Origin of the sequence: Luteitalea pratensis (assembly GCF_001618865.1) — a bacterium.
Classification (GTDB): Bacteria; Acidobacteriota; Vicinamibacteria; order Vicinamibacterales; family Vicinamibacteraceae; genus Luteitalea; species Luteitalea pratensis.
Genome location: NZ_CP015136.1, coordinates 3,800,850 through 3,823,831, shown reverse-complemented (window position 1 = coordinate 3,823,831; position 22,982 = coordinate 3,800,850). Strand labels below are relative to the sequence as shown.

General features: G+C 67.6%; 19 protein-coding genes. 7 read left to right on the top strand and 12 right to left on the bottom strand.

Going from position 1 to position 22,982, the window contains the following annotated elements; translation table 11 throughout:
• The first annotated feature begins 152 nt into the window (after positions 1 to 152).
• A complete protein-coding gene (locus LuPra_RS15640; RefSeq protein ID WP_110171608.1) occupies positions 153 to 656 on the top strand; it encodes a YajQ family cyclic di-GMP-binding protein in 504 nt (167 codons plus the stop codon).
• Positions 657 to 720: 64 nt separating this feature from the next.
• Here the strand turns inward: LuPra_RS15640 and LuPra_RS15635 are convergent, their stop codons facing one another.
• Genes LuPra_RS15635 through LuPra_RS15625 form a run of 3 tightly spaced genes read right to left on the bottom strand, consistent with a single transcriptional unit; the run spans position 721 to position 3,169 of the window.
• Entirely contained in the window at positions 721 to 2,355 is a 1,635-nt protein-coding gene (locus LuPra_RS15635; protein WP_110171607.1) for a PP2C family protein-serine/threonine phosphatase, read from the bottom strand.
• Between the two features lie 8 nt (positions 2,356 to 2,363).
• A complete protein-coding gene (locus LuPra_RS15630; protein WP_110171606.1) occupies positions 2,364 to 2,804 on the bottom strand; it encodes an ATP-binding protein in 441 nt (146 codons plus the stop codon).
• On the bottom strand, positions 2,801 to 3,169 hold the full coding sequence (locus LuPra_RS15625) for an STAS domain-containing protein (RefSeq protein WP_110171605.1): 369 nt from the start codon (positions 3,167 to 3,169) through the stop codon (positions 2,801 to 2,803). Before LuPra_RS15625 ends, LuPra_RS15630 begins: the two co-directional genes overlap by 4 nt.
• 84 nt (positions 3,170 to 3,253) lie before the next feature.
• Between LuPra_RS15625 and LuPra_RS15620 the strand changes: the two genes are divergently transcribed.
• The 3 genes from LuPra_RS15620 to LuPra_RS31965 all read left to right on the top strand — a co-directional run bounded on the left by LuPra_RS15620 (position 3,254) and on the right by LuPra_RS31965 (position 6,346).
• A complete protein-coding gene (locus LuPra_RS15620; RefSeq protein ID WP_110171604.1) occupies positions 3,254 to 4,363 on the top strand; it encodes a tRNA dihydrouridine synthase in 1,110 nt (369 codons plus the stop codon).
• Positions 4,364 to 4,468: 105 nt separating this feature from the next.
• The gene (locus tag LuPra_RS15615) at positions 4,469 to 5,473 is read left to right on the top strand and encodes a GHMP family kinase ATP-binding protein (RefSeq protein WP_110171603.1); all 1,005 of its coding nucleotides are present in this window, start codon (positions 4,469 to 4,471) and stop codon (positions 5,471 to 5,473) included.
• Positions 5,474 to 5,605: 132 nt separating this feature from the next.
• Entirely contained in the window at positions 5,606 to 6,346 is a 741-nt protein-coding gene (locus LuPra_RS31965) for a hypothetical protein (protein ID WP_234800409.1), read from the top strand.
• Here the strand turns inward: LuPra_RS31965 and LuPra_RS15605 are convergent.
• The 6 genes from LuPra_RS15605 to LuPra_RS15580 form a co-directional block, all read right to left on the bottom strand.
• Positions 6,329 to 10,006, bottom strand: a complete 3,678-nt coding sequence (locus LuPra_RS15605; RefSeq protein ID WP_110171601.1) for a DNA polymerase III subunit alpha — start codon at positions 10,004 to 10,006, stop codon at positions 6,329 to 6,331. The two genes, LuPra_RS31965 and LuPra_RS15605, sit on opposite strands and share 18 nt — an antisense overlap.
• Before the next feature lie 192 nt (positions 10,007 to 10,198).
• Positions 10,199 to 12,040, bottom strand: a complete 1,842-nt coding sequence (gene recQ / locus LuPra_RS15600; protein WP_157899248.1) for a DNA helicase RecQ — start codon at positions 12,038 to 12,040, stop codon at positions 10,199 to 10,201.
• Complete coding sequence (locus LuPra_RS15595; RefSeq protein ID WP_110171599.1) at positions 12,037 to 12,312, bottom strand: hypothetical protein; 276 nt, start codon at positions 12,310 to 12,312, stop codon at positions 12,037 to 12,039. Before LuPra_RS15595 ends, recQ begins: the two co-directional genes overlap by 4 nt.
• 56 nt (positions 12,313 to 12,368) lie before the next feature.
• Positions 12,369 to 12,872 carry a methyltransferase family protein gene (locus LuPra_RS15590; RefSeq protein WP_110171598.1) on the bottom strand — a complete coding sequence of 168 codons (504 nt, stop codon included), beginning with the start codon at positions 12,870 to 12,872 and terminating at the stop codon, positions 12,369 to 12,371.
• Positions 12,873 to 13,127: 255 nt separating this feature from the next.
• The gene (locus LuPra_RS15585; protein WP_110171597.1) at positions 13,128 to 14,729 is read right to left on the bottom strand and encodes a DNA polymerase Y subunit UmuC family protein; all 1,602 of its coding nucleotides are present in this window, start codon (positions 14,727 to 14,729) and stop codon (positions 13,128 to 13,130) included.
• Positions 14,730 to 14,824: 95 nt separating this feature from the next.
• Entirely contained in the window at positions 14,825 to 15,580 is a 756-nt protein-coding gene (locus LuPra_RS15580) for a P-loop NTPase family protein (RefSeq protein WP_234800408.1), read from the bottom strand.
• A gap of 436 nt (positions 15,581 to 16,016) precedes the next feature.
• On the opposite strand from LuPra_RS15580, the gene LuPra_RS15575 reads away from it, so the two are divergent.
• Complete coding sequence (locus LuPra_RS15575; RefSeq protein ID WP_110171595.1) at positions 16,017 to 16,550, top strand: superoxide dismutase family protein; 534 nt, start codon at positions 16,017 to 16,019, stop codon at positions 16,548 to 16,550.
• Between the two features lie 100 nt (positions 16,551 to 16,650).
• On the opposite strand, the gene LuPra_RS34090 is transcribed toward LuPra_RS15575, so the two are convergent.
• Complete coding sequence (locus LuPra_RS34090) at positions 16,651 to 17,181, bottom strand: methylated-DNA--[protein]-cysteine S-methyltransferase (protein ID WP_110171594.1); 531 nt, start codon at positions 17,179 to 17,181, stop codon at positions 16,651 to 16,653.
• Positions 17,178 to 18,056 carry a DNA-3-methyladenine glycosylase family protein gene (locus LuPra_RS15565; RefSeq protein WP_162271412.1) on the bottom strand — a complete coding sequence of 293 codons (879 nt, stop codon included), beginning with the start codon at positions 18,054 to 18,056 and terminating at the stop codon, positions 17,178 to 17,180. Before LuPra_RS15565 ends, LuPra_RS34090 begins: the two co-directional genes overlap by 4 nt.
• Before the next feature lie 241 nt (positions 18,057 to 18,297).
• Here LuPra_RS15565 and LuPra_RS15560 point away from each other — a divergent pair, with 241 nt between their 5' ends.
• Together LuPra_RS15560 and LuPra_RS15555 are read left to right on the top strand one after the other, a co-directional pair.
• Entirely contained in the window at positions 18,298 to 20,808 is a 2,511-nt protein-coding gene (locus LuPra_RS15560) for a hybrid sensor histidine kinase/response regulator (protein ID WP_162271411.1), read from the top strand.
• Between the two features lie 22 nt (positions 20,809 to 20,830).
• Positions 20,831 to 21,853: a hypothetical protein gene (locus LuPra_RS15555; protein ID WP_157899245.1), complete on the top strand. Its 1,023-nt coding sequence runs from the start codon at positions 20,831 to 20,833 to the stop codon at positions 21,851 to 21,853.
• Here the strand turns inward: LuPra_RS15555 and LuPra_RS15550 are convergent.
• Positions 21,843 to 22,970 carry a Gfo/Idh/MocA family protein gene (locus LuPra_RS15550; RefSeq protein WP_110171591.1) on the bottom strand — a complete coding sequence of 376 codons (1,128 nt, stop codon included), beginning with the start codon at positions 22,968 to 22,970 and terminating at the stop codon, positions 21,843 to 21,845. The genes LuPra_RS15555 and LuPra_RS15550 overlap by 11 nt on opposite strands.
• Positions 22,971 to 22,982: the final 12 nt, after the last annotated feature.

Genomic DNA, 22,982 nt, shown 5'->3' with positions numbered 1-22,982 from the left:
TAGCGGGCCGAATACAGGCCGCGCCCCGTCGCGTGACCGCGTGACAATGCCGGGAATGCCGCAATGTCGAAACCACTTTCGGATGATGCCTTCGACATTCCAGCATTCTCGGCATTCCGGCATTCCGGCATTTCTGTTTACTATTCACCCCTATGGCCGCCGCAGCGAGCTTCGACATCACGTCCACCGTGGATCTGCAGGAAGTGGACAACGCCGTGAACCAGGCCCAGAAGGAAATCGGGCAGCGCTTCGACTTCAAGGGCGCACACATCGAGATCGATTTCGACAAGGCCAAGAGCACGATCACGCTGCTCGCCGACGATGACTACAAGTTGTCGGCGGTGTGGGAGGTGCTGCAGGGCAAGATGTTCAAGCGCGGCGTGCCGATCAAGAACATGAAGCTGGGCGACAAGGAGATGGCCGCCGGCAGTGCCGTGCGCCGGGTCGTGTCGCTGCAGCAGGGCATCCCCACCGAGGCCGCCAAGGCGATCGTGAAGTTCCTCAAGGACGAGGGATTGAAGAAGGTGCAGGCTACCATCCAGGCCGAGCAGGTGCGCGTGACCTCGAACTCGAAGGACGAACTGCAGGAGGCGATGAAGCGTCTCCGTGGCCACGATTTCGGCATCGAGCTGATGTTCGGGAATTACCGGTCGTGAACCGGTACCGGGGCCGGGTACCCGGTGCAACGCTCAGCGTTCGGCGTTCAGCGTTCGGCGTTCATCACAGTCTCCGAATCACCATCAACGTGATGTCATCGAACTGTGGGGCCCCTTCGACGAAGGCGTCGATGGCGGCGACGATGGCGTCGATGATCTCGGCCGACAGTCGCTCGCGCTGCCGTTCGACGATGTCGGCGAGGCGTTCGGGACCGAACTCGTCGAACACCGCAGTCTGAGCTTCGCTGACGCCGTCGGAGTAGAGGACGAGCACGTCGCCTGACGCGAGCGTGAACGACAGTTCCTCCCACGTCATGCCCGGGAAGAGCCCCAGCGGCACGCCTGTGGCGCCCATCCAGATGCGTTCGCCGCTGGCCCGCAACAGCAGGGTCTCGGTGTGGCCACCGCTGACGTACCGGCACTCGCCGGTCGCGGGATGCGCGAGTACGAGCGCGGCGGTGGCGTACTTGCTGCCCGGCGTCGTCGCGAACAACAGCTCGTTGGCGCGACACGCAAGCTCCGCAAGCGAGGCCTCGCGCCCGAGCAGTGCCCGCAGCGTCGCCTGGATCGTGCTCATGAGCAGCGATGCCGCCAGGCCCTTGCCCGAGACGTCGGCCACGCAGAACAGGCAGGCGTCGTCACCGCGATCGGTCAGCGTCAGCACGTCGTAGTAGTCGCCCCCGACCTGCTGCGCCGGACGGTTCATCGCCGCCACGTCGAGGCCCGCCAGCTTCGGCAGTACGGACGGAAACAGCCCTTGCTGGATACCCGCGGCGACGGCCAGTTCCTTCTCGTACTGCTTCTTGTCGAGCATCTCGCGCAGGTGCCAGCAGTTGTCGAACGCGACGACAGCCTGCGCTGCCATGCCGGCGCCGAGTTCGAGATCGGCGCCGGTCCATGTCTGCCCGCCGGGGCGCGCGCCGAGCGCGGCAAAGCCGCAGACCTGTTCACCGCTGCGCAGCGAGAACACGACCTGCAGACGGTGCGCCTCGAACATCGCGCGCACCTCGCCGTCCTGCAGGTCGCTCACCAGTGACGCTTCCGGCAGGTTGTGCAAGGCCTCCATGTAGGTCGAGAGCGGCGGCAGCTTCACGCCCTGCTGACGAGAGATCGTGCCGAACGTGTCGCGGCAGACGGCGATGGCATAGCGCGTGACCATCCACTGCCCTGCCAGCGTGAGGCCGAAGATACGTGCGACTTCTTCGACCTCGCTGACGCGCGAGAAGGCGCGGCCGAGTTCCATCAGCGTGCGCAGTTCCTGGATCTTGCGATCGAGGTCGCGGTTCAGGCGTGTGGCCTGCGCATGTGAGGACGCGTTGCTGATCCCGGTGGCCGCGATGCCGAGCAATGCCTCGAGAAACGCGCGCTCCTCGTCGTCCACAGCGGGGCGCGCCGGCGGCGCCGTCGCGAGCAGGCCCACCGCCGGCGCGACGCCGATTGGCATCTGCTGCGGCAGGCCGAGCGAGGTCGCACGCGCGGCGTCGAAGCGCGAGCCGACCGGCGCCTCGCTGACACCGCGGGCCATGGCCACGCGCAGCCCATCGCCGACGTCGATCGCGATCACCGCGCGGGTGACCAGCAATCGCCCCATCACGGTGCGCAGCAGGTGTTTCAGCAGGTTGTCGAGATCGAGCGAGGCATGCAGCAGCTGCGCCGATTCCAGGAGGGATTCGAGGCGGCTGACGGAGACGTGCGCCACGGGACGGTCTATTTCTGGATGCGCTTGAGGAGGCGGAGCCGGTTGCGCTCGCCGGGGACGATCTCGTAGGAGACCTCGTCCATGAGGGACTTCATCACGCGCAGGCCGAGGCCGCCGGTACGGCGATCGTGGACCATCTGCTCGACCGGCGTCGCCGGGACCACGGTGGGATCGAAGCCCTGGCCCTCGTCCAACACCTCGATGCGGAGCGTCGACGCATCGAACGTGGCGCGCACGGTCACTTCCTTGTTGCTGTCGTGGCCATGGGCATGTTCCATGACGTTGGCACACGCCTCGTCCACGGCCAGCTCGAGCTTGGCGACATCGTCCTGGCCGAGGCCGGCCTGCGAGCCGACGTTGACGACGAAGTCCCGAATCAGCGCCAGATTCACGGTAGCCGAGGGCACTGTCAGGGTCAACGTCCGCTCGAGGGAGGTCATGTCGTTCATGCCTCCGGCGTCGGGCTGGTCGTGAAACGCTGCACGGCGTCGGGCACCGTCTCGACCATGTCGTAGATCGCCTGGAATCCCAGGATCTCGAAAATCTGGCGGACCTTCGGACTGAGGCCGCAGATCTTCAAGTCGCCGCCCAACTCACGGATCTGCTCGATGAAGCCCATGAACACGCCGAGGCCGGCCGACGAGATGTAGGTCAGCTTCTCGCCGTCGACGATGAGGCGTGGGCGATTGGCGTCGAGTTCGGCCTGGATGGCCTGTTCGAACACCGGCGCGGTGTGTGCGTCGAGAAAGCCCTCGAGATGCAGCACCGACACGTCGCCTTCAGCGGTCCGGTGCACCTTGAACGGGTGAGGCATCAGATTTCCTCGTCCGAATGGCCGTAAGTGTAGTCGCAAAGCTCAAGCTCGGCCACCCTTCCACCGCTTATCATACGACCGCCCATGTCCGTCATTTCAGCACTGTCCGGTCCCGCGCTCGTGATGGCGCCGATGACGAAAGGGGGCAACCTTCCGTACCGGCGCCTGTGCCAGGCCTTCGGGGCCACGGTCACGACGAGCGAGATGGCGGTCGTGCGCAGCCTTCAGCGCCGTCGCCGCGCCGAGTTCGCGCTGATTCAGCGCGCGCCCGACGAACGGTGCTTCGGCGTGCAACTCGCCGGACGCTCTCCCGACGAACTCCGCTGGGGCGCCGCCCTGGTCGCCTCTCGCGGCGCCGACTTCGTCGACCTGAATCTCGGTTGCCCGATCGACGAGTTCACCCGTCGCGGGCTCGGCTCCGCCCTCCTCCGCCAGCCGCGCCGGATCGAGCGGCTCGTGGCCGCCATGAAGGAAGGCGCGGGCGCCGTGCCGGTCACCGTCAAGATTCGGCTCGGCTGGAATGAAGACGAGCGAAACGCCGTGGATGTTGCACGGGCGGCCGAAGCCGGTGGGGCCGATGCCCTCACGGTGCATGGCCGGACGCGCAGTGCGCGGTACCGGAATGCCGCGGATTGGGCCGCAATTGGCGAAGTTGCCGCCGCCGTCGGCATCCCCGTCGTCGGCAATGGCGACATCCTGTTTCCCGAGGACATCGCCCGCGGGCGCGCCCTGTCCGGCGTGCAGGCGGTGATGATCGCCCGGGGCGCCCTCATCAAGCCCTGGATCTTTGCCGAGGCCGCCGGACAGGTCGTGGACGACTCGGCCGAGGGTCGGGTCGCTATCTATCGGGAGTACGTGCGCCTCGCAAAGGAGCACTTCGGCGACGATGAGCGGGGGCACACGCGGCTGCGACCGTTCCTGGTGTGGCACCTCGGCTTGTGGTGTCGCCACATACCGCGGCAAGTCGACGGATCGTACGTGCCGATGCAGGAGCGCGCCGTCTTTGACGCCCCGGGTTCGCCGCTCGAGGCGTTGCTCGCACGCCCGGAGCCCGAAGTCCACGAGTGGATCGCCGATGGCCTCATGGCCGGTGAGGAACTCCTGCCCGCGGACCTCCCGGCCGATATCGTTCCCAATGTGCCGCGCGATGCGCGCGATCGGCGAACGCCCCAGGAAACGCCCGCGGCGGGGTAGCGAAAATTTCAGAATTGGCAGAATTGCAGAATTTCACCACCACCAGCAGGGCGACCAATGGCGGTGGTAGTGAAATTCTGAAATTGTGGAATTGTGCAATTTCCGATGCCCCACATCTCCGTCTCCGCTCCGACCCGGATCGCCGACCTTGGGGGGTGGACCGACACGTGGTTTGCCGGCCATGGCGCGGTGTGTCACCTGGCGGTGTGGCCCGGAGTCGACGTGAGCGTCGGCGCGGAGCGAGGGCCTGCCGGCGTCCAGGTGCGACTGCGCAACTTCGACAGGGAATGGCACTGGTCGGCGGGCACTCCTCCGCAGGTGTGTCCGGATCCCCTGATCGGCGCCTGCCTGGACGAAGCGGAAGTTCCGGAAGGCGCGTGGGTACTCGACGTCGGATCGCAGGTGCCGCCGGGCGCGTCGATGGGGACGTCGGCGAGCGTATGCGTGGCGGTGCTGGCAGCGCTCGACCGCCTGCGCGGCACGGCGCTCGATCCGGCCTCGCTGGCGCGTCGGGCCCACCTCGTCGAGACACGCCGTCTCTCGCAGCAGAGCGGCATCCAGGATCAGTGGGCCGCAGCCGCCGGTGGTCCGGCGCTGATCGAGATGGCGGCGTATCCCTCTGCCCGGCGGACGTCGCTGACGCTGTCGCCGGAGACGACTGCCGCCCTCGACGCGCGGTTGCTCGTGGTGCTCCTCGCCCGTGGGCACGACTCGTCGGCCGTCCATCGACAGGTCGTCGAGGCGCTGCAGCATGCCGGCGCCGGCGATGCCCGCCTCGAGGCGCTGCGCCGGTGCGCGCACGAGGGTGCCGCCGCCCTCGTCGCCGACGACCTCGACACCTACGGTGCCGTGCTGACGCGCAACACCGGGATCCAGGCGCAGCTGCATGCGTCACTTGTGAGCGCCGAAGCCCACGTCGTCATCGAAGCCGTGTGCGGCCCGGACGCGATCGGCTGGAAGGTCAATGGCGCGGGAGGAGCCGGTGGTTCGATCACCGTCCTCGCGGCGAGCGCCGAATCGCGGGCGCGGCTCGTGGCCGCGCTCGGGAGTCGATGTCCGTGGGCCACGCACCTCGACGTGCGACTCGCAAGGACCGGGGTGACGGCATGAGCGTGAGCAGTTCAGAAGTGCACGACACCTTCTTCGAGCGGCGGAGCAGGAGCCTGCGCTTGCCGCGGCCGTGTTCCGCATCACGGCGCCGGCACGAAAGAATTCCTCCACCGAACCCGATGCCCAGGCGCGGTGTCAAACTTGCTGGAGGTGCGGATGGGTCGCACAGGTCGCGCAATCGGTGCGGTAGCGTTGATGCTTCTGATAGCGATGATCCTATCCAAGCGCTTGCCGGCTCCAGCAGCAAACGGCCAGGCGCGGCGATGTGAAATCCCAGCCGAGCCACCGCGACCGTGGCATCTGGACCGATTCGCCGACCGTGCTCACCTTCGAGCCGAGGCGGCGACGGCGGAGAGTTGGGCGATCGCCTACGCCGATGTGTCACCGCTTCGGCAGCAGGGCGCCGGTCCTCATGCGGAGGTTCGCGACCAGTGCATGTCGTTGCTGTTCGAGAGGATCTCTCAGCGTCATGCCATCGCCGTGGGTACTGTGCGTGAGTACGCTCAGCACCGAGACATCATTTTCGACACCGCCGTTCTCCTCGTGTTCGGCTTCGCGTACGTGGCGATCGCATACCAATTGGTCGGGGTAATCACGCGTCGATTCTCCCGTGATGAACGATTCGCTCTGCTGGTCGCGGTGATCATCATGTCAGTGATGGCTGTGTGTGGCGCCGTGTTTGTCGGCGATAGCTGGTCCATCGGGGCTGAGGTTCTTCGGGTCGGGAATGGCCATCTCAGCTACCGCACAGAGCGTCTGCCGTGGCGGCAATATCGGTCCGCCATCATGGCTACCGCGCTCGGCATCTTCTGGCTGGCCGCAGTGGTCAGGGTCAAGGTTTTGCCATGGCCCGGATCACCTGAAGTCATGTGACGGCACGCGCGGCTGATCGCCCGCAAAGGCCATGACACGTTCGGCACGGACCGACGTCACGCCTTCCTGCTGCTGCAGGACCCCCTCCACCACCAGGAACGGCGCGCGCAGGATCAGCGGCCGTTGTCGATCGAACACGTCGGGCCGGATGATCACGTTGGCCAGGCCGGCTTCGTCCTCGAGGGTGAGGAACACCATGCCCTTGGCCGTGCCCGGGCGCTGCCGCGTAATCACCGCGCCGGCCACGCGGACGCGCCGTCCGCCCCGCGTCCGCCCGAGTTCATCGGATCGCATCACTCCGCGCAGGCGCAGATCCGCACGCCGCAACGCCATCGGGTGCGCGCCGATCGTCACGCCGCTGCCGCGGTAGTCGGCGACGATGCGCTCCATCGGTGTCATCGCGGGGAGAGGGCTGCCGCCCGCCAGGTCGGCCTTCGTCACGATCGGCTGCTCATCGACATTCGAGCTCGTCTCAGGTAGGTAGGGCCGGCTGTCCCAGCCGGCCGACTCTGCGACATCGGCCCTCGACCTCTCGGAGGGGTGTGATGTGCATGCCGGTGATGGACCGCTCGGAGAGCGGTCCCTACCAACGGAGTGGTCTCTACCAACGGAGTGGTCCCTACCAACGGAGTGGTCCCTACCCACACGCACCGGACCCGCCTCTTCATCGAGCATCGCGAACAGGTCGCCGGTCGGACGCACCACGCGCTCGGCGTTCCACAAGGCTCCGCGTCGATCGGTGCCGAAGGCGTTGAGGGCCCCGAGGCTCGCGAGCGTGTTCAACTCGTCGCGACGGATCCCCGTGGCCATCACCAGCGCATCGAGCGAGGGAAAACGTAACGCCGAATGCCTAACGCCTAACGCCGGCACCTCCTGACTCTTGTCCTGGATTGCTGGGACCCGGTCCCCCGCACCCGGTACCCGGTCGTCCCAATCGTGCGCACAGACCCCGCAGTAGATGTGTCGACCGCGGGCACGCACGTCGATCTCGAACATCGACGCATCGTCAGCACCACATTTGGGGCACACCAACACGCAGCCTGCAGCCTGCAGCCTGCAGGCTACGTGCGCCGGCGCCGCTACGTTCGGGGCGCCGGCTTCCAGTTTCCGGCCTACCTCTTCGCGCAGGCCCTGCACCATGCAGAAGCCGAGGCGCACGGCGCCATCAGGCGTGATGTGACAGGCCCACATCGACTGCTGCACGTCCACGGAGAGGAAGCGGACCCCATGCCGCTGCGCATCCTTGATCAGCGTCGCCGGGTGATAGAAGCCGAGCGGCTGGTTGTTGAGCAGCGCCGTGGAGAACGCCGCCGGGTAGTACGCCTTCAGGTACGCGCTCGCGTAGACGATCAGCGCAAAGCTCGCGGCGTGCGACTCCGGAAAACCGTAGAGGGCGAACGAGGCGATCGACCTGAGGATCGTCTCGGCCGCGTCCCCGGTGATGCCGCGCTCGGCCATGCCCGATCGCAGGCGCACCTCGATCTGCCGCATGCGTGCCTCGGAGCGCTTGAAGCCCATGGCGCGCCGGAGTTCCTCGGCTTCGCCGCCCGAGAACCCGGCCACCACCATCGCCATCCGCAGCAACTGCTCCTGGAACAGCGGCACGCCGAGCGTCCGTTTCAGGATCGGCTCGAGCGAGGGATGCGCATATTCGACGGGCTCATCGCCGCGACGACGCGCGAGATACGGATGCACCATCTGGCCGACGATTGGCCCTGGCCGGATGATCGCGACCTCCACTACCAGGTCGTAGAAGCACGTCGGCTTGAGGCGCGGCAGCGTCGCCATCTGCGCGCGCGACTCCACCTGGAAGAGCCCGACCGTGTCGGCCTCCTGCAGCATCTGGTACACGACCGGATCGTCGGGCGGCAGGTGCGCGAGATCGATCTGCTCGGTTGATGCCGTGTTGACGATGGTGATCGCTTCCTGCAGCACGGCCAGCATGCCGAGCCCGAGCAGATCGACCTTCACGATGCCCATGTCGGCGCAGTCGTCCTTGTCCCACTGCACCACGACGCGGCCGGGCATGCTCGCCGGCTCGAGCGGCACGACCTCGTCGAGGCGTCCCTGGCACAGCACCATACCCCCCGAATGCTGACCGAGGTGACGCGGGATGTCCTGCATCTGCATCCACAACGCACCGAACTGCTGAATCTGCGGCAGGTCGGGATCGACGCCGAGTTCGCGCAGGTGCCGAGCCAACGTGTCCTTCGGATCCTGCCATTCGAAGGGGCTCATCACCTTGGCGAGCGTGTCGATCATCTCCGGCGGGCAGCCAAGCACCTTCCCCACCTCGCGCGCCGCGCTGCGGCCACGATAGGTGATGACGTTGGCCGTCATCGCCGCGCCACGATCGCCATAGCGCGTGTAGAGATACTGGATCGCCTGCTCGCGACGGTCGCCGCTCGGCAGGTCCAGGTCGATGTCGGGCCACTCGCCGCGTTCCTCCGAGAGGAAGCGCTCGAACAGCAATTCCATGCCCACCGGATCCACCGCGGTGATGCCCAGGCTGTAGCAGACGGCGCTGTTGGCCGCCGACCCGCGCCCCTGCGCGAGGATGTCCTGCTGCCGGCAGAAGTTCACGAGGTCCCAGACGATCAGGAAGTACCCGGCGAGATCGAGCTTCTCGATCAGATCGAGTTCGCGTGCGATCTGCCGGCGCGCCCTGTCGGTCAGCGGCCTGTAACGCCAGTGTGCACCAGCCTCGGTGATCCGCCGCAGGAAGGAGATCTGCGTCTCGCCGTCGGGAACCGGATAATCCGGAAACCGGTAGCCCAGGTTCGCGAGCGTGAAGTCGAGGCGCTCGGACAGCGCACGTGTGTTGGCGAGTGCCTGCGGCAGATCGCTGAAGAGCGCCTGCATCTGCTTCGGGGACTTCAGGTAGCGTTCGGCGTTGGCCGCCAGGCGGCGTCCCGCGTGTTCCAGTGTGGTGCCGTGCCGGATGCAGGTGAGGACGTCGTAGAGCGGCCGTGCCTCTGGTGTGGCGAAACGCACGCCGTTAGTGGCGAGGATCGGCACCCGGTACGCCTCGGCAGCCGACACGAGGATGCGGTTGTCCACTTCCTCGTCGCGCGTGAGGTGCCGCTGGATCTCCACATGCACCTGCGCACGGCCGAACACGCCGACGATCTGATCGAGCAGGCCAGCCACGCCATGACGGTCGGCCGCGAGCATCGGACGGCCCACCACGGCGACCAGCCCCTCTACCTGTCCGTCAAGATCGCGCACCGTCAGCGCGCCCTGCCCCTTCGCCGCCGCCAACTTCATCCGCGTGATCAGCCGGCACAGCGATCGGTAGCCCTGCGCTGACGCAACCAGCACGGGCAGGCGCCAGAGCAGCGGCGCATGCAGCGGGACTGCCGAGGGGTGGGCCGGGCTGGCCGCCTCCGCCAAGGCTCCGGCGCCCAAGGGAGAGCCGGCCCTGCCAACCCCCAGGCCTCGCCCGCCGCCCGTCTGCATCGTCAGTTCGGCGCCGACGAGCGCGCGCAGGCCCGCCTTGCGTGCCGCCTGATAGAAGCGTGGCGCGCCGTACACACCATCGCGGTCGAGCAGTGCCACCGTGTCGTACCCGAGCGTCCTGGCCTGGTCGACGAGCGCTTCCGGCAACGACGCGCCGTCGAGGAAGGAGAAGGCCGAGGAGGTGTGCAGTTCGACGTACATGTCATTTTTCCGGGTACCGGGTACCGGGTACCGGGTACCAGGACTTCACACCGTCAAAGGGGCAGCTCACTGAACTCGCGGACACGGCAGAAGACGAATAAAAAGCGAAAGATACGCCGCAGAAAAAGGCCCCAAGCGCGGGGCCGATGGACTGACGATAGCGCAGCGAAGAAAAGGCGTAAAGAGACGATTTTACACGGGATTCGCCGCCCTTATGACTTCGAGGAACGCAGGCCCTACATCTTCGGCCTTGCGCTGGCCAACCCCATAGATATCGCGGAGAGCCTCGGCTGACGTCGGGCGCAGCCGGGCCATGTCACGCAGGGTGGTGTCATGGAAAATCACGTAGGGCGGCACCCCGCGACCACGCGCCAGGGTCAGCCGCAACTCACGCAGTCGCTCGAACAGCGTCCGATCCACGCCCTCCCACGATTCGGTCTCGACACGCGACCGACGTGGTCCGGCGTCCTTCGCACGACGCTTCTGCCGAAACAACACCACTGGCGGCTCGCTCGCGCCATCGCGCATGAGCGTGCGCCCCTCCGGCGAGAGCACCAGCACCGGGTACTCGCCCGCCGTCTGCCGCAGGTATCCGAGGGCGGTGAGTTGCTCGATGTAGCCGCGCACTTCGGTCACCGGCACGCTCGCGAAGAGACCGAACGTGCTCAACTGCGCATGCCCACGCGCGGTCACGGCCTCGGACGACTTGCCGACCAGCACATTGGCGACATGCGCCGCGCCGAACCGCTGCTCCACTCGCGCGACGCACGACAGCACCTTGCGCGCGATCGTCACCGCATCGTCGACGATCTCCAGCTCGCCCAGGCACACGTCGCAGGCACCGCAGTCGTCGCGATCGTAGGTCTCGCCAAAATACTGCACCAGGTGCCGGTGCCGGCAGCGCGTGCTCGCCGTGTAGCGCTCGATGTCGCGCAACAGCCCCTGGGCCGACTCGGTGAACTCGCCATTTTTCTCGAGCATCACCCGCCACTTGAGGAAGTCCGCGCCCGACGTGATCAGCACGCACTCGGCCTCGAGCCCGTCACGTCCCGCACGGCCCGACTCCTGCTGGTAGTGCTCGAGAGACTGCGGCGCGCCGGTGTGCACCACGAACCGCACGTTCGACCGGTGAATCCCCATCCCGAACGCCACCGTCGCGACGACGATGTCGGCCTGCTCGGTGAGAAAGGCATCCTGGTTGCGGGCCCGCTCGTCCGAGGTGAGGCCGGCGTGATATGGCACCGCGCGCCATCCCTCCTCGACCAGCCACGCAGACAGCGCATCGACCTCCTTGCGTGACGGACAGTAGAGAATTCCCGCCTCGCCGCGGTGACGCCCGAGCACGTCGAGCACCTGCCTCTTCAACTGGTCGCGCAAGAGCACGCGGTAGACGAGATTGGGACGATCGAACGAGCCCACTTCTTCGAGTGCATCGCGCAGCCCGAGCTGCGCGACGATGTCGCGACGCACGCGGCCGGTCGCCGTTGCGGTGAAGGCATGGATGCTCGCCTGCGGCAACAGCGTCCGGATCTGGCCGAGCCTGCGGTACTCGGGTCGGAAGTCGTGTCCCCACTGGCTGATGCAGTGGGCCTCGTCCACGGCGATGAAGCTCACGCCCACCTGCGCCAGCCAGCGCACGAAGCGTTCGCCTCCGTCGCCCACGAGGCGCTCCGGCGCCACGTACAAGAGCCGCGTGTGGCCTTCGCGTACGGCGCGCACGACGTCGCGCTTCTGGTCCTCGTCCAGCGCGCTGTTGTAGCAGGCGGCAGCCACGCCGTTGGCGTTGAGCCCGTCCACCTGGTCCTTCATCAGCGAGATGAGCGGCGACACCACCACGGCAAGGCCAGGCTTGAGCAGGGCCGGTGCCTGGAAGCAGAGCGACTTGCCGCCGCCGGTCGGCATCACGAGCAGCGAGTCGCGGCCAGCGAGGATCGCATCCATCACCTCGCGCTGGTGCGGCCGGAACTGTGTGTATCCCCAGTACCTGGCAAGGACGTCTTCGAGGGTGGCGGGAAGGGCCGCGGTCGAGCTCACTGCTGCGATCGTAGCAGGGGGGCACGGGCTCCGCACGGGACTCGGGACTCGGGCTTCGAGGCGACGGCTTCATTGTTGAAGTCTCGAAGGACGTGCGCGAAGGTACGGCCGGCGGCGCGCCGCTGGATCGCTTCGCGCACCGCCTGCATCCCGCCCTGCTCGGCAGCGACGCCGAACCACACCCTCGGCTCCTCGGCACAGTTGGCGGGCATCGCGGCGGTCAGCAGGATCAGCGTGACGAAGACCATCAGTCGCATGTCGAGCCCTCGCATGGGTCGCTCCTCATACCCGGCAGACAGTGGATCGTTTCAACCGTGGGACGTCCGCCTCAGCCGTGCCAGGGTGTCCGGCGGGGCATCCAGCGCGGCACGTGCATGGTGTAGACGCGATAGCCCTCGCCGAAACGCGCCACCAGGCCTGGTTCTTCGACGAGAAGGAAGAAGGCATGGTTGACGCCGAGGAAGATGGCCAGCCAGGCAGCCAGAATCCACGAGCCGGCCCACAACGCCTGCGCCGCAAGCAGCAACGCGACCCCGGTGATCATCGGGTTGCGCACATGGCGGTACGGCCCCACCACCACGAGCCGCCGCGTGGGATCCCAGGGCGCCAGCGTGCCTTGCCCGACCCGTGCAAACAACGCCACACACCACGACGCGAGTGCCAACCCGCCGAGCATCATCACGAGGCTGCCCCCTCGCATCGTCCAGGTCAGCGCGGCGACCTCCGGCCAGCGTGTGTCGTGCGCCGCCAGTGCGTGCCGTATCCAGGCAGGCACCACCCCCGCCACCATGCCGGGCAACAGCAGGACAGAGAGCAAATGGCGAAGGACCATATCGGGCGATCCATTGAGACGAACGCTGAACGTCGAACGCCGAACGTCGAGGCCCAACGCTGAACGCCGAACGCCGCGGCCGTCCCGTCGACCTGGCTTGTCCGCCGAAGCCCAAAGGGCGAAGGCGGAAGGTCGACGGCTACGTGTGGCGCGGCGAATCCTGAATCCCGAGCTTCAACCCTCAGGTCTCAAGTCTCAGGTCTCAGGTCTCAGGTCTCAAGTTGACGGTAGGCGTCAAGCGTTAAGCGTTAAGCGTTAATCGATCTCACCCTCCACCCACCACTGCCCCGTCTTCCGGTCCTGGAAGATGCGATACGCGGCGCCGGTCTCGAGCGCGATGTCCCATTCGTCACGATCCCATGCGCCGTCGACGTCGGTGGTGGGCTGCCACCATGCTCCCGACGATCGCCATGGGCCAGCGGCCTGCGTGATGGGGCCATCGCGGAACGCGGTGTCGCGCGATCGCACCCCGAAACGGATCGCCGTCGGCATGCGCTTGCTGCCGAGGACCACCACGATCGGCCATGGCTGCCGCAATCGGCGCACGTGGTACCCCGCGGTGTCCAGCCAGCCTTCGCGCGCGGGTTCGCGGGCGTCGTCGCGGGCACGCCCGGCGTCGCGCGTCGCGGTGAGCCCGAGTGCCGCCAGCAACGCCACGACGCCGGTATCCTGCCCTTCCGTGCCCGACGGCACGAACGGCGCGAGCGCGACGTCGCCCGGTCGATATGAATCGACCAGGGCCGGCGCCCCGCAGCGGCCCGCACCCATCAGCGCCGTGAGCCGCGCCTGCAACGCCGCCAGCTGGTCATCGGACGGCAACGCCTTGCGCAACAGGGAGAACTGGACGATCCGCCCGGGCACGGCATCGACGGCCACGGTGAGGCGATCGATCGCGGCATGCGGCGGGTGCGCCTCCAGGTCGAGGAGGAGCAGCGTGCGCAGCACGCGCGATTCGCGCACCGGCACCGGCAGTTCGATGTCGCGCGTGTGGACATGGCGATCGGTGAGGTGCAACGACACCCGCACGACGGCCGCCGCGCGATCACGAGCTTCGAGATGCGCGCAAAGCGGATCGAGCACGCGCCCGAGCACGAACGACAACGGCTCCAGGCCGTCGATGGGCCACTCGAGCGTCAGTGATTCCGAGAAGTCGTCGTCTGGCGGCTGCACACGCAGCGGTCGCGGATCGATCCCCACCGCCAGCCGCTGCAGCCAGAGGCCGCGCTCGCCGAGCCGGGCCTGCAGGTCGGCTGCCGGCAGGCGCGCCAGGGCGCCGCAGGTGAACACCCCCCATCGCTGCAGCGTGGCGAGCACGTCGGGCCACGGCCGCCCGGGCGGCATCCGGATGGGTGCCTCGTCGACCTGGTCGCCCGAGTCCGGTTCCCCCGGTGTCGCGGTGTCGGCGGCCCCACCGATCAGCCCGAGACCGGCGGACAACCGGTAGTTGCGCGCACCACCCAACCTGCGCACGCGCACGGCCCCCGCCAGCGCGAGGTCGACGCCGGGGACGGCAGCCAGCGCCTCCACGGGCAGCGGCGACTGCGCCAGGGCCGCATCCCGCTGGGCCACGACAGCCTCGATCCCGGCCGAGGCGAGCACGAGTGCGGCGGTCCAGGTGAATGCGATCGCGACATGCACCTCGAGGTCGCGGTCGCGCGCGAGCGTGCGGGCCGCGGCGGCGATCTCCTCGGGCCCGCCGAGGATGCGCTGCAGTCCCGAGACGTCGAGCACGAGGGTACGGGCGGTGAGGCGTTCCCACCGTGGGGTCATGTCGGCAGCGACGGCCGACAGACGCGTCAGGATCTCCTCACGCGTCAGGTCCGCGGGACAGGAGTGCAGGTGAAGCGCAGCGAACATGGCATTCGAAATTTCAGAATTTCAAGACCACCGCCATGCTCGAGCTGCTGATGCGTGGTGAACTTTTGAAATTCTGCCATTGTGAAATTTCCTGGCTATCCCGCCAGGGCGACCTGGACTTCGCGCGTCGTCCCCTCGGCGGATCGGCTGCTGACCACGCGCATCGCGCAGTCCATGCCCGCCAGGCGACAGGAGCGGGCGGTCTCGCCCTCCCAGCGCGGACGCCCCTGGACGCGTAGCGACACGCCGCCGGCGCTGCGCGTGATCGGTTCGGCCGCCAGCATCACCAGCATGGTCTCGCGGCCCTCGATGGCGCGGTGCAGGCGCAGCCACGTGGACGAGGGAATCTGCCGGAGCACGAATGCGGGGATGTCGCACAGGTCGAGCGCCACCACGCCGAACCCGCCGGCCTGCGCCACCAGGTGCGCCGCCTTGATGGCTCGCTGCACGACGGTGTGCGTCAGGTCGGGGTCGCCACGCCGCGGGCGCAATGCCAGCACGCCCGGCGACAGCGGCATGCCGCGCACCCAGAGCACGTGCGACAACCGCACGCCCGCCGCTGCCGCCCCGGCGGGATCGCCACGATCGACCGTGTCAATCCAGGCGGCCACGTCGCCACGGCTGGTCGCCGAGGCCAGGGTCGACACGAGCACGCGCGTCCGCCCCGAGGACGCGGGGCCGACGATCTCGGACACGTGCCCACGCGGCCAGCCGCCGCCGAGCGTGGTGTCGAGTTCAGGCAAGCCGGTGGAGAGCACACCCGTGGCAGGCACCCGGCCCGCGAGGGTGCCGTCGAGCCGACGGGCCTGCAGCAACGCTTCTAGGTGAGCACGCGAGCGCGGAAGAGACATTCGTTTTTGTTTCGCCTCGCCATCAGCGTACCACCTCGACTGGCCGTGGGCAACGTCTGCGGTAGGCACCATGGACGACGGACGAAAGGGAGGGAACGCGTCTGACAAGGACGGAGGACGGAGGACGGAGGAAAGAGGAAGGATGGAGGAGCGAGGGGCAATAAGAGCAACACGACCACAGGCCACAGCAGCCGAGCCTGGCTGAAGCCGCACGAGCTGGCGGTAAGCATCGGCTGGCGCGGTTTTTCTATTTCCTTTCCTCAGTCCTCCGTCCTACCTCAGTCCTCCGTCCTCCGTCCTCTTTCCTCCGTCCTCAACGGCCATGGTCGAGGCAGTGCGTACGATCGCGTGCGTCAACGGCGCCGAGGTCCACTAGGATGGTGAGAGATGTCATCGCGTCCGGGCAGTCCGGGCGCTTTCGGAAAGGGATTCAGGAATGCGACGCCAGATCGGCCTCACCATCGGAACTGCTGCCCTCTTTGCCCTCGGCCTGGTCGGCGCGGCACAGGCGCCCAAGACCGTGCACGTGCCTCTGCAGGACGGCAAGGGCCAATCGGTCGGGCACGCGATGATCTCGCCGGCCAAGGAGGGAGTCTCCATCGCCCTCTCGCTCCAGAACCTCCCGGCTGGCGAACACGCGATCCACGTGCACGGCGTGGCCAAGTGCGAGGGGCCGGCGTTCACGTCGGCTGGACCGCACTTCAACCCGGCCACCAAGCAGCACGGGCTGGAGAACCCCGCCGGTCACCACGCGGGCGACATGCCCAACATCACCGTGGGCGCGAACGGGACCCTCGAGAAGACGATCACCAACACCGCCGTCACGCTCGGCACCGGCCCGAATTCGCTCTTCGCCAACGGCGGCACGGCGCTGGTCGTGCACGCGAAGGCCGACGACCTCAAGACCGACCCGGCCGGCAACGCCGGCGATCGCATCGCCTGCGGTGTGATCACCAGCGGCACGAAGTAGGAACACGGCAATGCTGAAATGCTGAATGTCGAGAGCCGGTCTCACTGGTCTCGACGTTCGCATTTCGGCATTGCGGCATTCCTGCCGCCAAGCCCCCGGGTCAGAACAGCCGCGGCGCAGCGCCCCTCGTTTCGTGCGCCAGCAGCCAGCGCTTGCGGTCCAGCCCGCCGCCATAGCCCGTGAGCGATCCATTCGCGCCGATGACGCGATGACACGGGATGACGATCGAGACCGGGTTGGCGCCGTTGGCCAATCCCACCGCCCGCGACGCGGCCGGACGTCCCAACTGTCGCGCCAACGCTCCATACGACGTCGTCGAGCCACACGGGATCATCCGCAGCGCACTCCACACCTCCCGCTGGAACGGCGTCCCGACGGGCGCCGCCGGCAGCGTCTCGATGGCGTCGAGGTGGCCCGCGAAATACGCCCGCAGTGCCGTGCAGCAGCCTGCAGGATCCGCGTGCGCCCTCATCCGCACAGCCGATCCCGCGGCCCGTGCCAGCAATGCCTGCGGGTCGTCAGGCGGGGCGAAGTAAGTCGCCACCAGGCGCCCCTCGTCGGTCACCGCAACGAGCAGTTCGCCGATCGGCGTCTCGATTCGGCCCACGTGCAACACGATCGGTTCGGTCATCGATCACCATCCTCGGCCCAGAGCAGTTGGGCGGCATAGGCCCGGCAGGGACGCCAACGCTCGGCGCGCCGCAGCAACGCGTCGGGTGTGGGTCGCGTGCCGGTCTCGCGGGCAGCGCCGCGCAGCAGGCCGACGTCGCTTGCGGGAAACGCATCCGGGTGTCGCAAGGCGCGCAAGGCGATGTAGTGTGCCGTCCACTCGCCGATCCCCTTGATGGCCCGCAGGCGCGCGATGACGTCGTCCAGCGGTCCACCTGCCTCGAACAATCGGTCGTCATCGGCCGCCGCACGCGCCAACGCCGTCAGCGTTGCTCTTCGAGCACCCGGCATGCGTAGCGCCCCCAGATCCGCTGCCGCCACCTGCCCGGCGGTCGGAAACAGGCGTGCGAGTCCCAGGGCATGCAGGCCCACGGGCATGGCTGAACCACAGATCGCCACGAGATCGGAGGCCAACTGACGGGCGGCCCTGACGGTGACCTGCTGACCGAGTACCGCGCGTACGGCGAGTTCGAACGCGTCCCAACCGCCGGGCACACGCAAGGTGGGATGCGAGGCCAGCGCGCCGGCGAGGAACGGGTCGTCGGCGAAGTGGCCCCTCATGGCCAGCAGGTCGCGATCCAGATCCAGCACCCGCGTCACCCGCGCGGCAACGGCGCCCACATCACACGGTGCGAGGGTCCGCACCTTCACCTCCACGGTAGGCGCCGACGGGAGACAGGTCACCTCGACCACGGCGGGAACGGCACCGATGGCAGTCGTACGCCGATAGCTGTCACTACCGACCAACTCCACATCGTCAATGGCGCGCGACGACATCCAGGAGCGTTGGGTGGGCCAGTCGAACTGCCCCTTCACGGGAACGACTGTTTGCGACACGAGTGCCCCTGGGGATGCCACATGCCAGCGTCGCATGACACCGACCCGGACTGCACTCCGGTTTGTACAGGTCGGACTGGTGGAGCCGATTCACGGCGCCACACCACGAGCGAAGACCCGAGGCCGACGGTGCCCGGAGCCCGGTGCCCGGCGTGAGGCGCAACGGGGCGGGCGGTGCTTCCACATGCACAGCCCGCGCGACGGTGGACGAACGACGGGCGAACAGGAGAGCATTGGACGCGTGATCGGACAGCGTGACCTCGCGGGACTGGTCGACGGTCCCGGACCGTGGCGAGCCAGGCTGCTCGTACTCATCCTGCGAGTCACCCTGATCGCGGGCGTCCTGGTCTATCTCCCGAGCGCCTATGTGGCGCTGGCCAAGGGCCTGCCGTCCATTGCCCTCGCCGCCACGCTGGCCCTGGTGGTGGTGCTCACCCTGGTGCTCTCGCCCGGCGTGGCGTTCCGCTGGAGCGCCACCTTCTACTGCCTGAATTTCTACGTGCTGGGCGTGGCCCTGATCGTCTGGTTCCGGCCGATGAGCCAGATCTTCCTCTTCGCGGTCACAACCTTCACGACCATCCTGCTCGGGCTCCGTGTCGGGTTCGTGTCGTCGATTCTGTGCACGCTCACGCTCCTGGCCATGGGGCTGATCGGCTGGGCCGCGCCTGGCGTCCTCTGGCCTGGCCGGTCGGTGGACCTGACGTCATGGGGCGTGATCACGCTCAGTTTCGCGCTGGTCAACATGGTGGTCACGCTGGCGATCGGCGTCGTGCTCGCCATGCTGGACGATGCGCTGGAGCGTGAGATCGGGGCGCGAGTCTCCCTCGACCGTGAGCGGACGGTGCTGCGGACGCTCATCGACACGCTGCCGGACATCATCTTCACCAAGGACAGGCAGGGCCGCTACGTCATCGTCAACGCGGCGACCCTGGCCCAGGCCGACGTCGCGCGCGAGGCGGATCTGATCGGCAAGTTGGATAGTGATGTGTTCCCCCCGGAGCGAGCCCACGATTACCTGGAAGGCGACCGTCGTGTCTTCGGCGGCGAGGAGTTGCGCAACGTCGAAGTGCGCACGGTTCGCGCCGATGGCCGGACAACATGGCACCTCACGACCAAGGTGCCGCTCCTGGACGCCTCCGGTGCCCCCACAGGCCTCATCGGCATCGGCCGCGACATCACGGACAGGAAACGGGCGGAGGCCGAGCGCAGCCATCTGCTGTCCCGGCTCCAGGTCCAGATCGAGCGCATGCCGCTTGCGTACCTGACGACCGATGCCGACTTCCGGTTCACACGCTGGAACCCGGCCGCCGAACGGCTGTTCGGGTACAGCGAAGCGGAGGTGTTGGGACGGCACCCGTTCGACGTCATCGTGACCGAGCAGTCGCGGGCCGACATGACGCGAATCTTCGCCGAGGTCGTCGCGGGCAATATGGACGCCCACGTCGAGGCGGAGAACCGCACCAGGGACGGCCGGACCATCACCTGCGAGTGGCACAACACACCGATCATCGAGGCGGACGGGACCTTCGCCGGCCTGCTCTCGCTCGCGCAGGACGTCACCGAACGGCACAACCTCGAACACCAGTTGCGGCAGGCGCAGAAGATGGAGGCGGTCGGACAACTCGCCGGTGGCGTGGCGCACGACTTCAACAACCTGCTGACGTTGATCAACGGATACAGTGAACTGTTGTTGGCCGACCAGCAGTTGGGTGCCGTGGCCCGGGCCTCGGCGCAGGCCATTCGCGAGGCGGGCGAACGGGCCACGACTCTCACGCGACAACTGCTCGGCTTCAGCCGCAAGTCGCTGCTGCAGCCGCGCGTCCTCGACCTCAACACTGTCGTCGCCGACACCAGCGCGATGCTGCGACGATTGATCGGCGAGAACATCATCCTCTCGACGGTGCTCGCGCCGCGACTGCACCACGTCAAGATCGATCCCAGCCAGCTGAATCAGGTATTGATGAACCTGGTCGTGAACGCACGCGACGCGATGCCTTCAGGTGGACGCCTGACGCTCGAGACGGGCAACGTCATGCGCGGAGCCGAGAACGAGGAGGGTGCGGCCGAGACGCCGTCCTTCGCGCACGCGATGTTGTCGATCACCGATACCGGAGGCGGCATGACGCCGGACGTGATGGCACGTATCTTCGAGCCCTTCTACACGACCAAGCCGGTCGGTGTCGGCACTGGATTGGGACTGGCGATGGTGTTCGGCGTCGTCCGCCAGAGCGGCGGCAGCATCGACGTGCAGAGCGCGCCAGGTAGTGGATCGCGCTTCACGCTCTACTTCCCCGCCGTGGCCGATCCGATCCCGGCCGAGGTCGTCGCGACAGAGGCGGTGCCCGACGTCAGCGGCCACGAGACGATCCTGATCGTCGAGGACGAGGAGAACGTGCGTGAGCTGCTCCTGCGCAGCCTGGCAAGACATGGCTACACACTGCTCACCGCGAATGACGGCCACGACGCGCTTCGTGTCGCGACGCGGCACAAGGGCGGCATCGACCTCGTCCTGACCGACGTCGTCATGCCCCACATGGGTGGACCCGAACTGGTGACGTCGCTGCGCACCAGGCTTCCCGCCGTGAAAGCGCTCTTCATGAGCGGCTACACCGACGATGCGATGGTGCGTCACGGGTTGTTGATGGCCGACGTCTCGTTCATCCAGAAGCCCTATACGCCGCTGGCGCTGGCGCGCAAGATCCGCGACGTCCTCGACGACGTGCCGGAGGCGGGGGCGATCCGCGCACATTGACTGCGCTACGATGCGGGCGACCGTGACGCGCCCCCTCGCCCCCCGCACGGCCGACGGCGGTCCGGACGTCGGGCTGGGACAGCCCGACGCTGCCTCGGCGCCCATTCGTGCGGCGCTCGGCCTGGCGCTCGGCTTCGCCTCGCACGTCCTTGCCGGTCTGTCCCCGTTCATCGTCGCGGCGGTCATCGCGCGCACCGCACTCCTGCCGGGCATCGCCCTGGTCTATGGACTCGGCACGGCAAGTCTCGCGACGCTGCTGATCCTGCCTGGTGCGCGGCAGCACGTGCGCGAATGGACGTCGGCCCTGACATCGCCGGCCTGGCGCGTGGCCTTCGTGTCGAGCCTGGCAGGCTTCCTCGTCGCCGGCGTGGCGTTCTACGCCGGATTGGCCCGAAGCAGCCGGGTGGCCGAGTACGTGTTCCTGACCCGCCTCGACTGGATCGTCCAGGCTCCGGTGGCGATCCTGGTATTGCACGAGCCGTGGACCGGGCGTGGACTCGCCGGCGCTGCGGTCGCGCTCGCCGGCGGCCTCCTCATCGTCTGGACTGGAGCGGTCGGGACCAGCGGCCTGACGGCGGCCGTCGTGTACGTCGCGGCTTCCTCGGTGGCGTATCTCGGCGCGAGCCGCATCGCCAGGGCAGGAGGACTGCCTGGGGCCGTTGCCTTGACCGTGTGGCGCCACATCGTGAACACGATCGGCTTCGTTGTGCTGGCACTCGCGATGGGCTCGGCGGACCCGGTGCGTGTCGGCGCCGGCACGATCGCGCTCGGCATGCTGAGCGCATCCGTCCTCCTTGGACTGTTCCTGTGCCGGTTCGCGGCCCTGACGGGCGTCCCCCTGTGGGTGCTGTCCGCACAGGCACCCGTCCAGGCGGTCGTGGCGCTGGTGGCCTCACGCCTGACCGAAGGCGCGCCTTCGGCCGCCACGCTCGTGGCGGTGCTGATGATCGTGTCAGGCGAGGTGATCGTCGCGAGTGCGCAACGATCGATGCCGCCCACTCGCGACACCGATGCACCTCCGGGGAACGTCGGCGTCAGGCGTTGAGCGTCACGGTCTTGCTGCTCCTGGCCGCCTCGTAGATCGCCATCATCGCGCGCAGGTCCTTCAGGCCTTCCTCACCCGGCGTGCGCGGCTCCGCGTTGCCCTGCACGCACTCGGCCATATGGTCCATCTCGAGGGCGAACTGATTGCGCTCGGGCAGCGATCGCAGTTCGACCGTACCGCCGCGCAGCACGCGCATCCGCAGGTCGCTGTAGCTCAGCGCCGGTTCGAGTTCGAACGAGGCCTTCTCGGCGTGGACGCGGAACCGGTTGAGGCCGACGCCATAGCTGGAGACACAATTGGCGAGCACACCACTCGGGAAGCGCAGCTGGAAGTTGATCGTCTCCTCGACGCCATCGGCAAAGCGCACATCACCAGGGGTGGTGTAGGAGATCGCGTTGATCGCCACCGGTTCCTCACCGGAGAGGTACCGCGCCGCGTTCAGCGCGTAGATGCCGATGTCCATCAGCGATCCGCCACCGGCCAATGCCTTCTTGAGCCGCCACTGCTTCGGATCGCCGATGCTGAAACCGGCTTCACACAGGATCACCTTCGGCTTGCCGAACTCCTGCTCGCGAGCCATCTTGATCATCGCCATGTTGTTCGGCTCATACCGCAGGCGATAGCCGATCATCAGCTTCTTTCCGGCGGCCTTCGCCGCGGCGATCATCGCCTCGCAGTCCTGCGGCGTATTGGCCATCGGCTTCTCGCACAGCACGTGCTTGCCGGCCTTGTGCGCCCGCACCGTGTACTCCGGGTGCATGCTGTTGGGCAACACGACGTAGACGATGTCGACATCGGCGTTGTCCTTCAACCGGTCGTAGGTCTCGTAGCTGTAGAGACCCGATTCCGGTACGCCGTAGGTCGTGGCGAGCGATTTCGCCTTCGCCGCGTCACCGCTGACCAGCGCGGTCGCCTTCGCATGCCGGCAGTGCGCGAACGCTGGCAGGATCTGGTTGATCGCCAGGCTGCCCAGGCCGACGACCGCGAACCCGAGTTTCTTCGCTGGCGGGCCTGGCAGTTGCGGCTGCGCGGCGATCCGAGCCCCCGCGAACGCGGCGGCCGCGGTCAGGCCCGTGGCCTGGAGGAACTGTCGACGGGTGGCCTCGGGCTTACGCATGTCGGTGTCTCC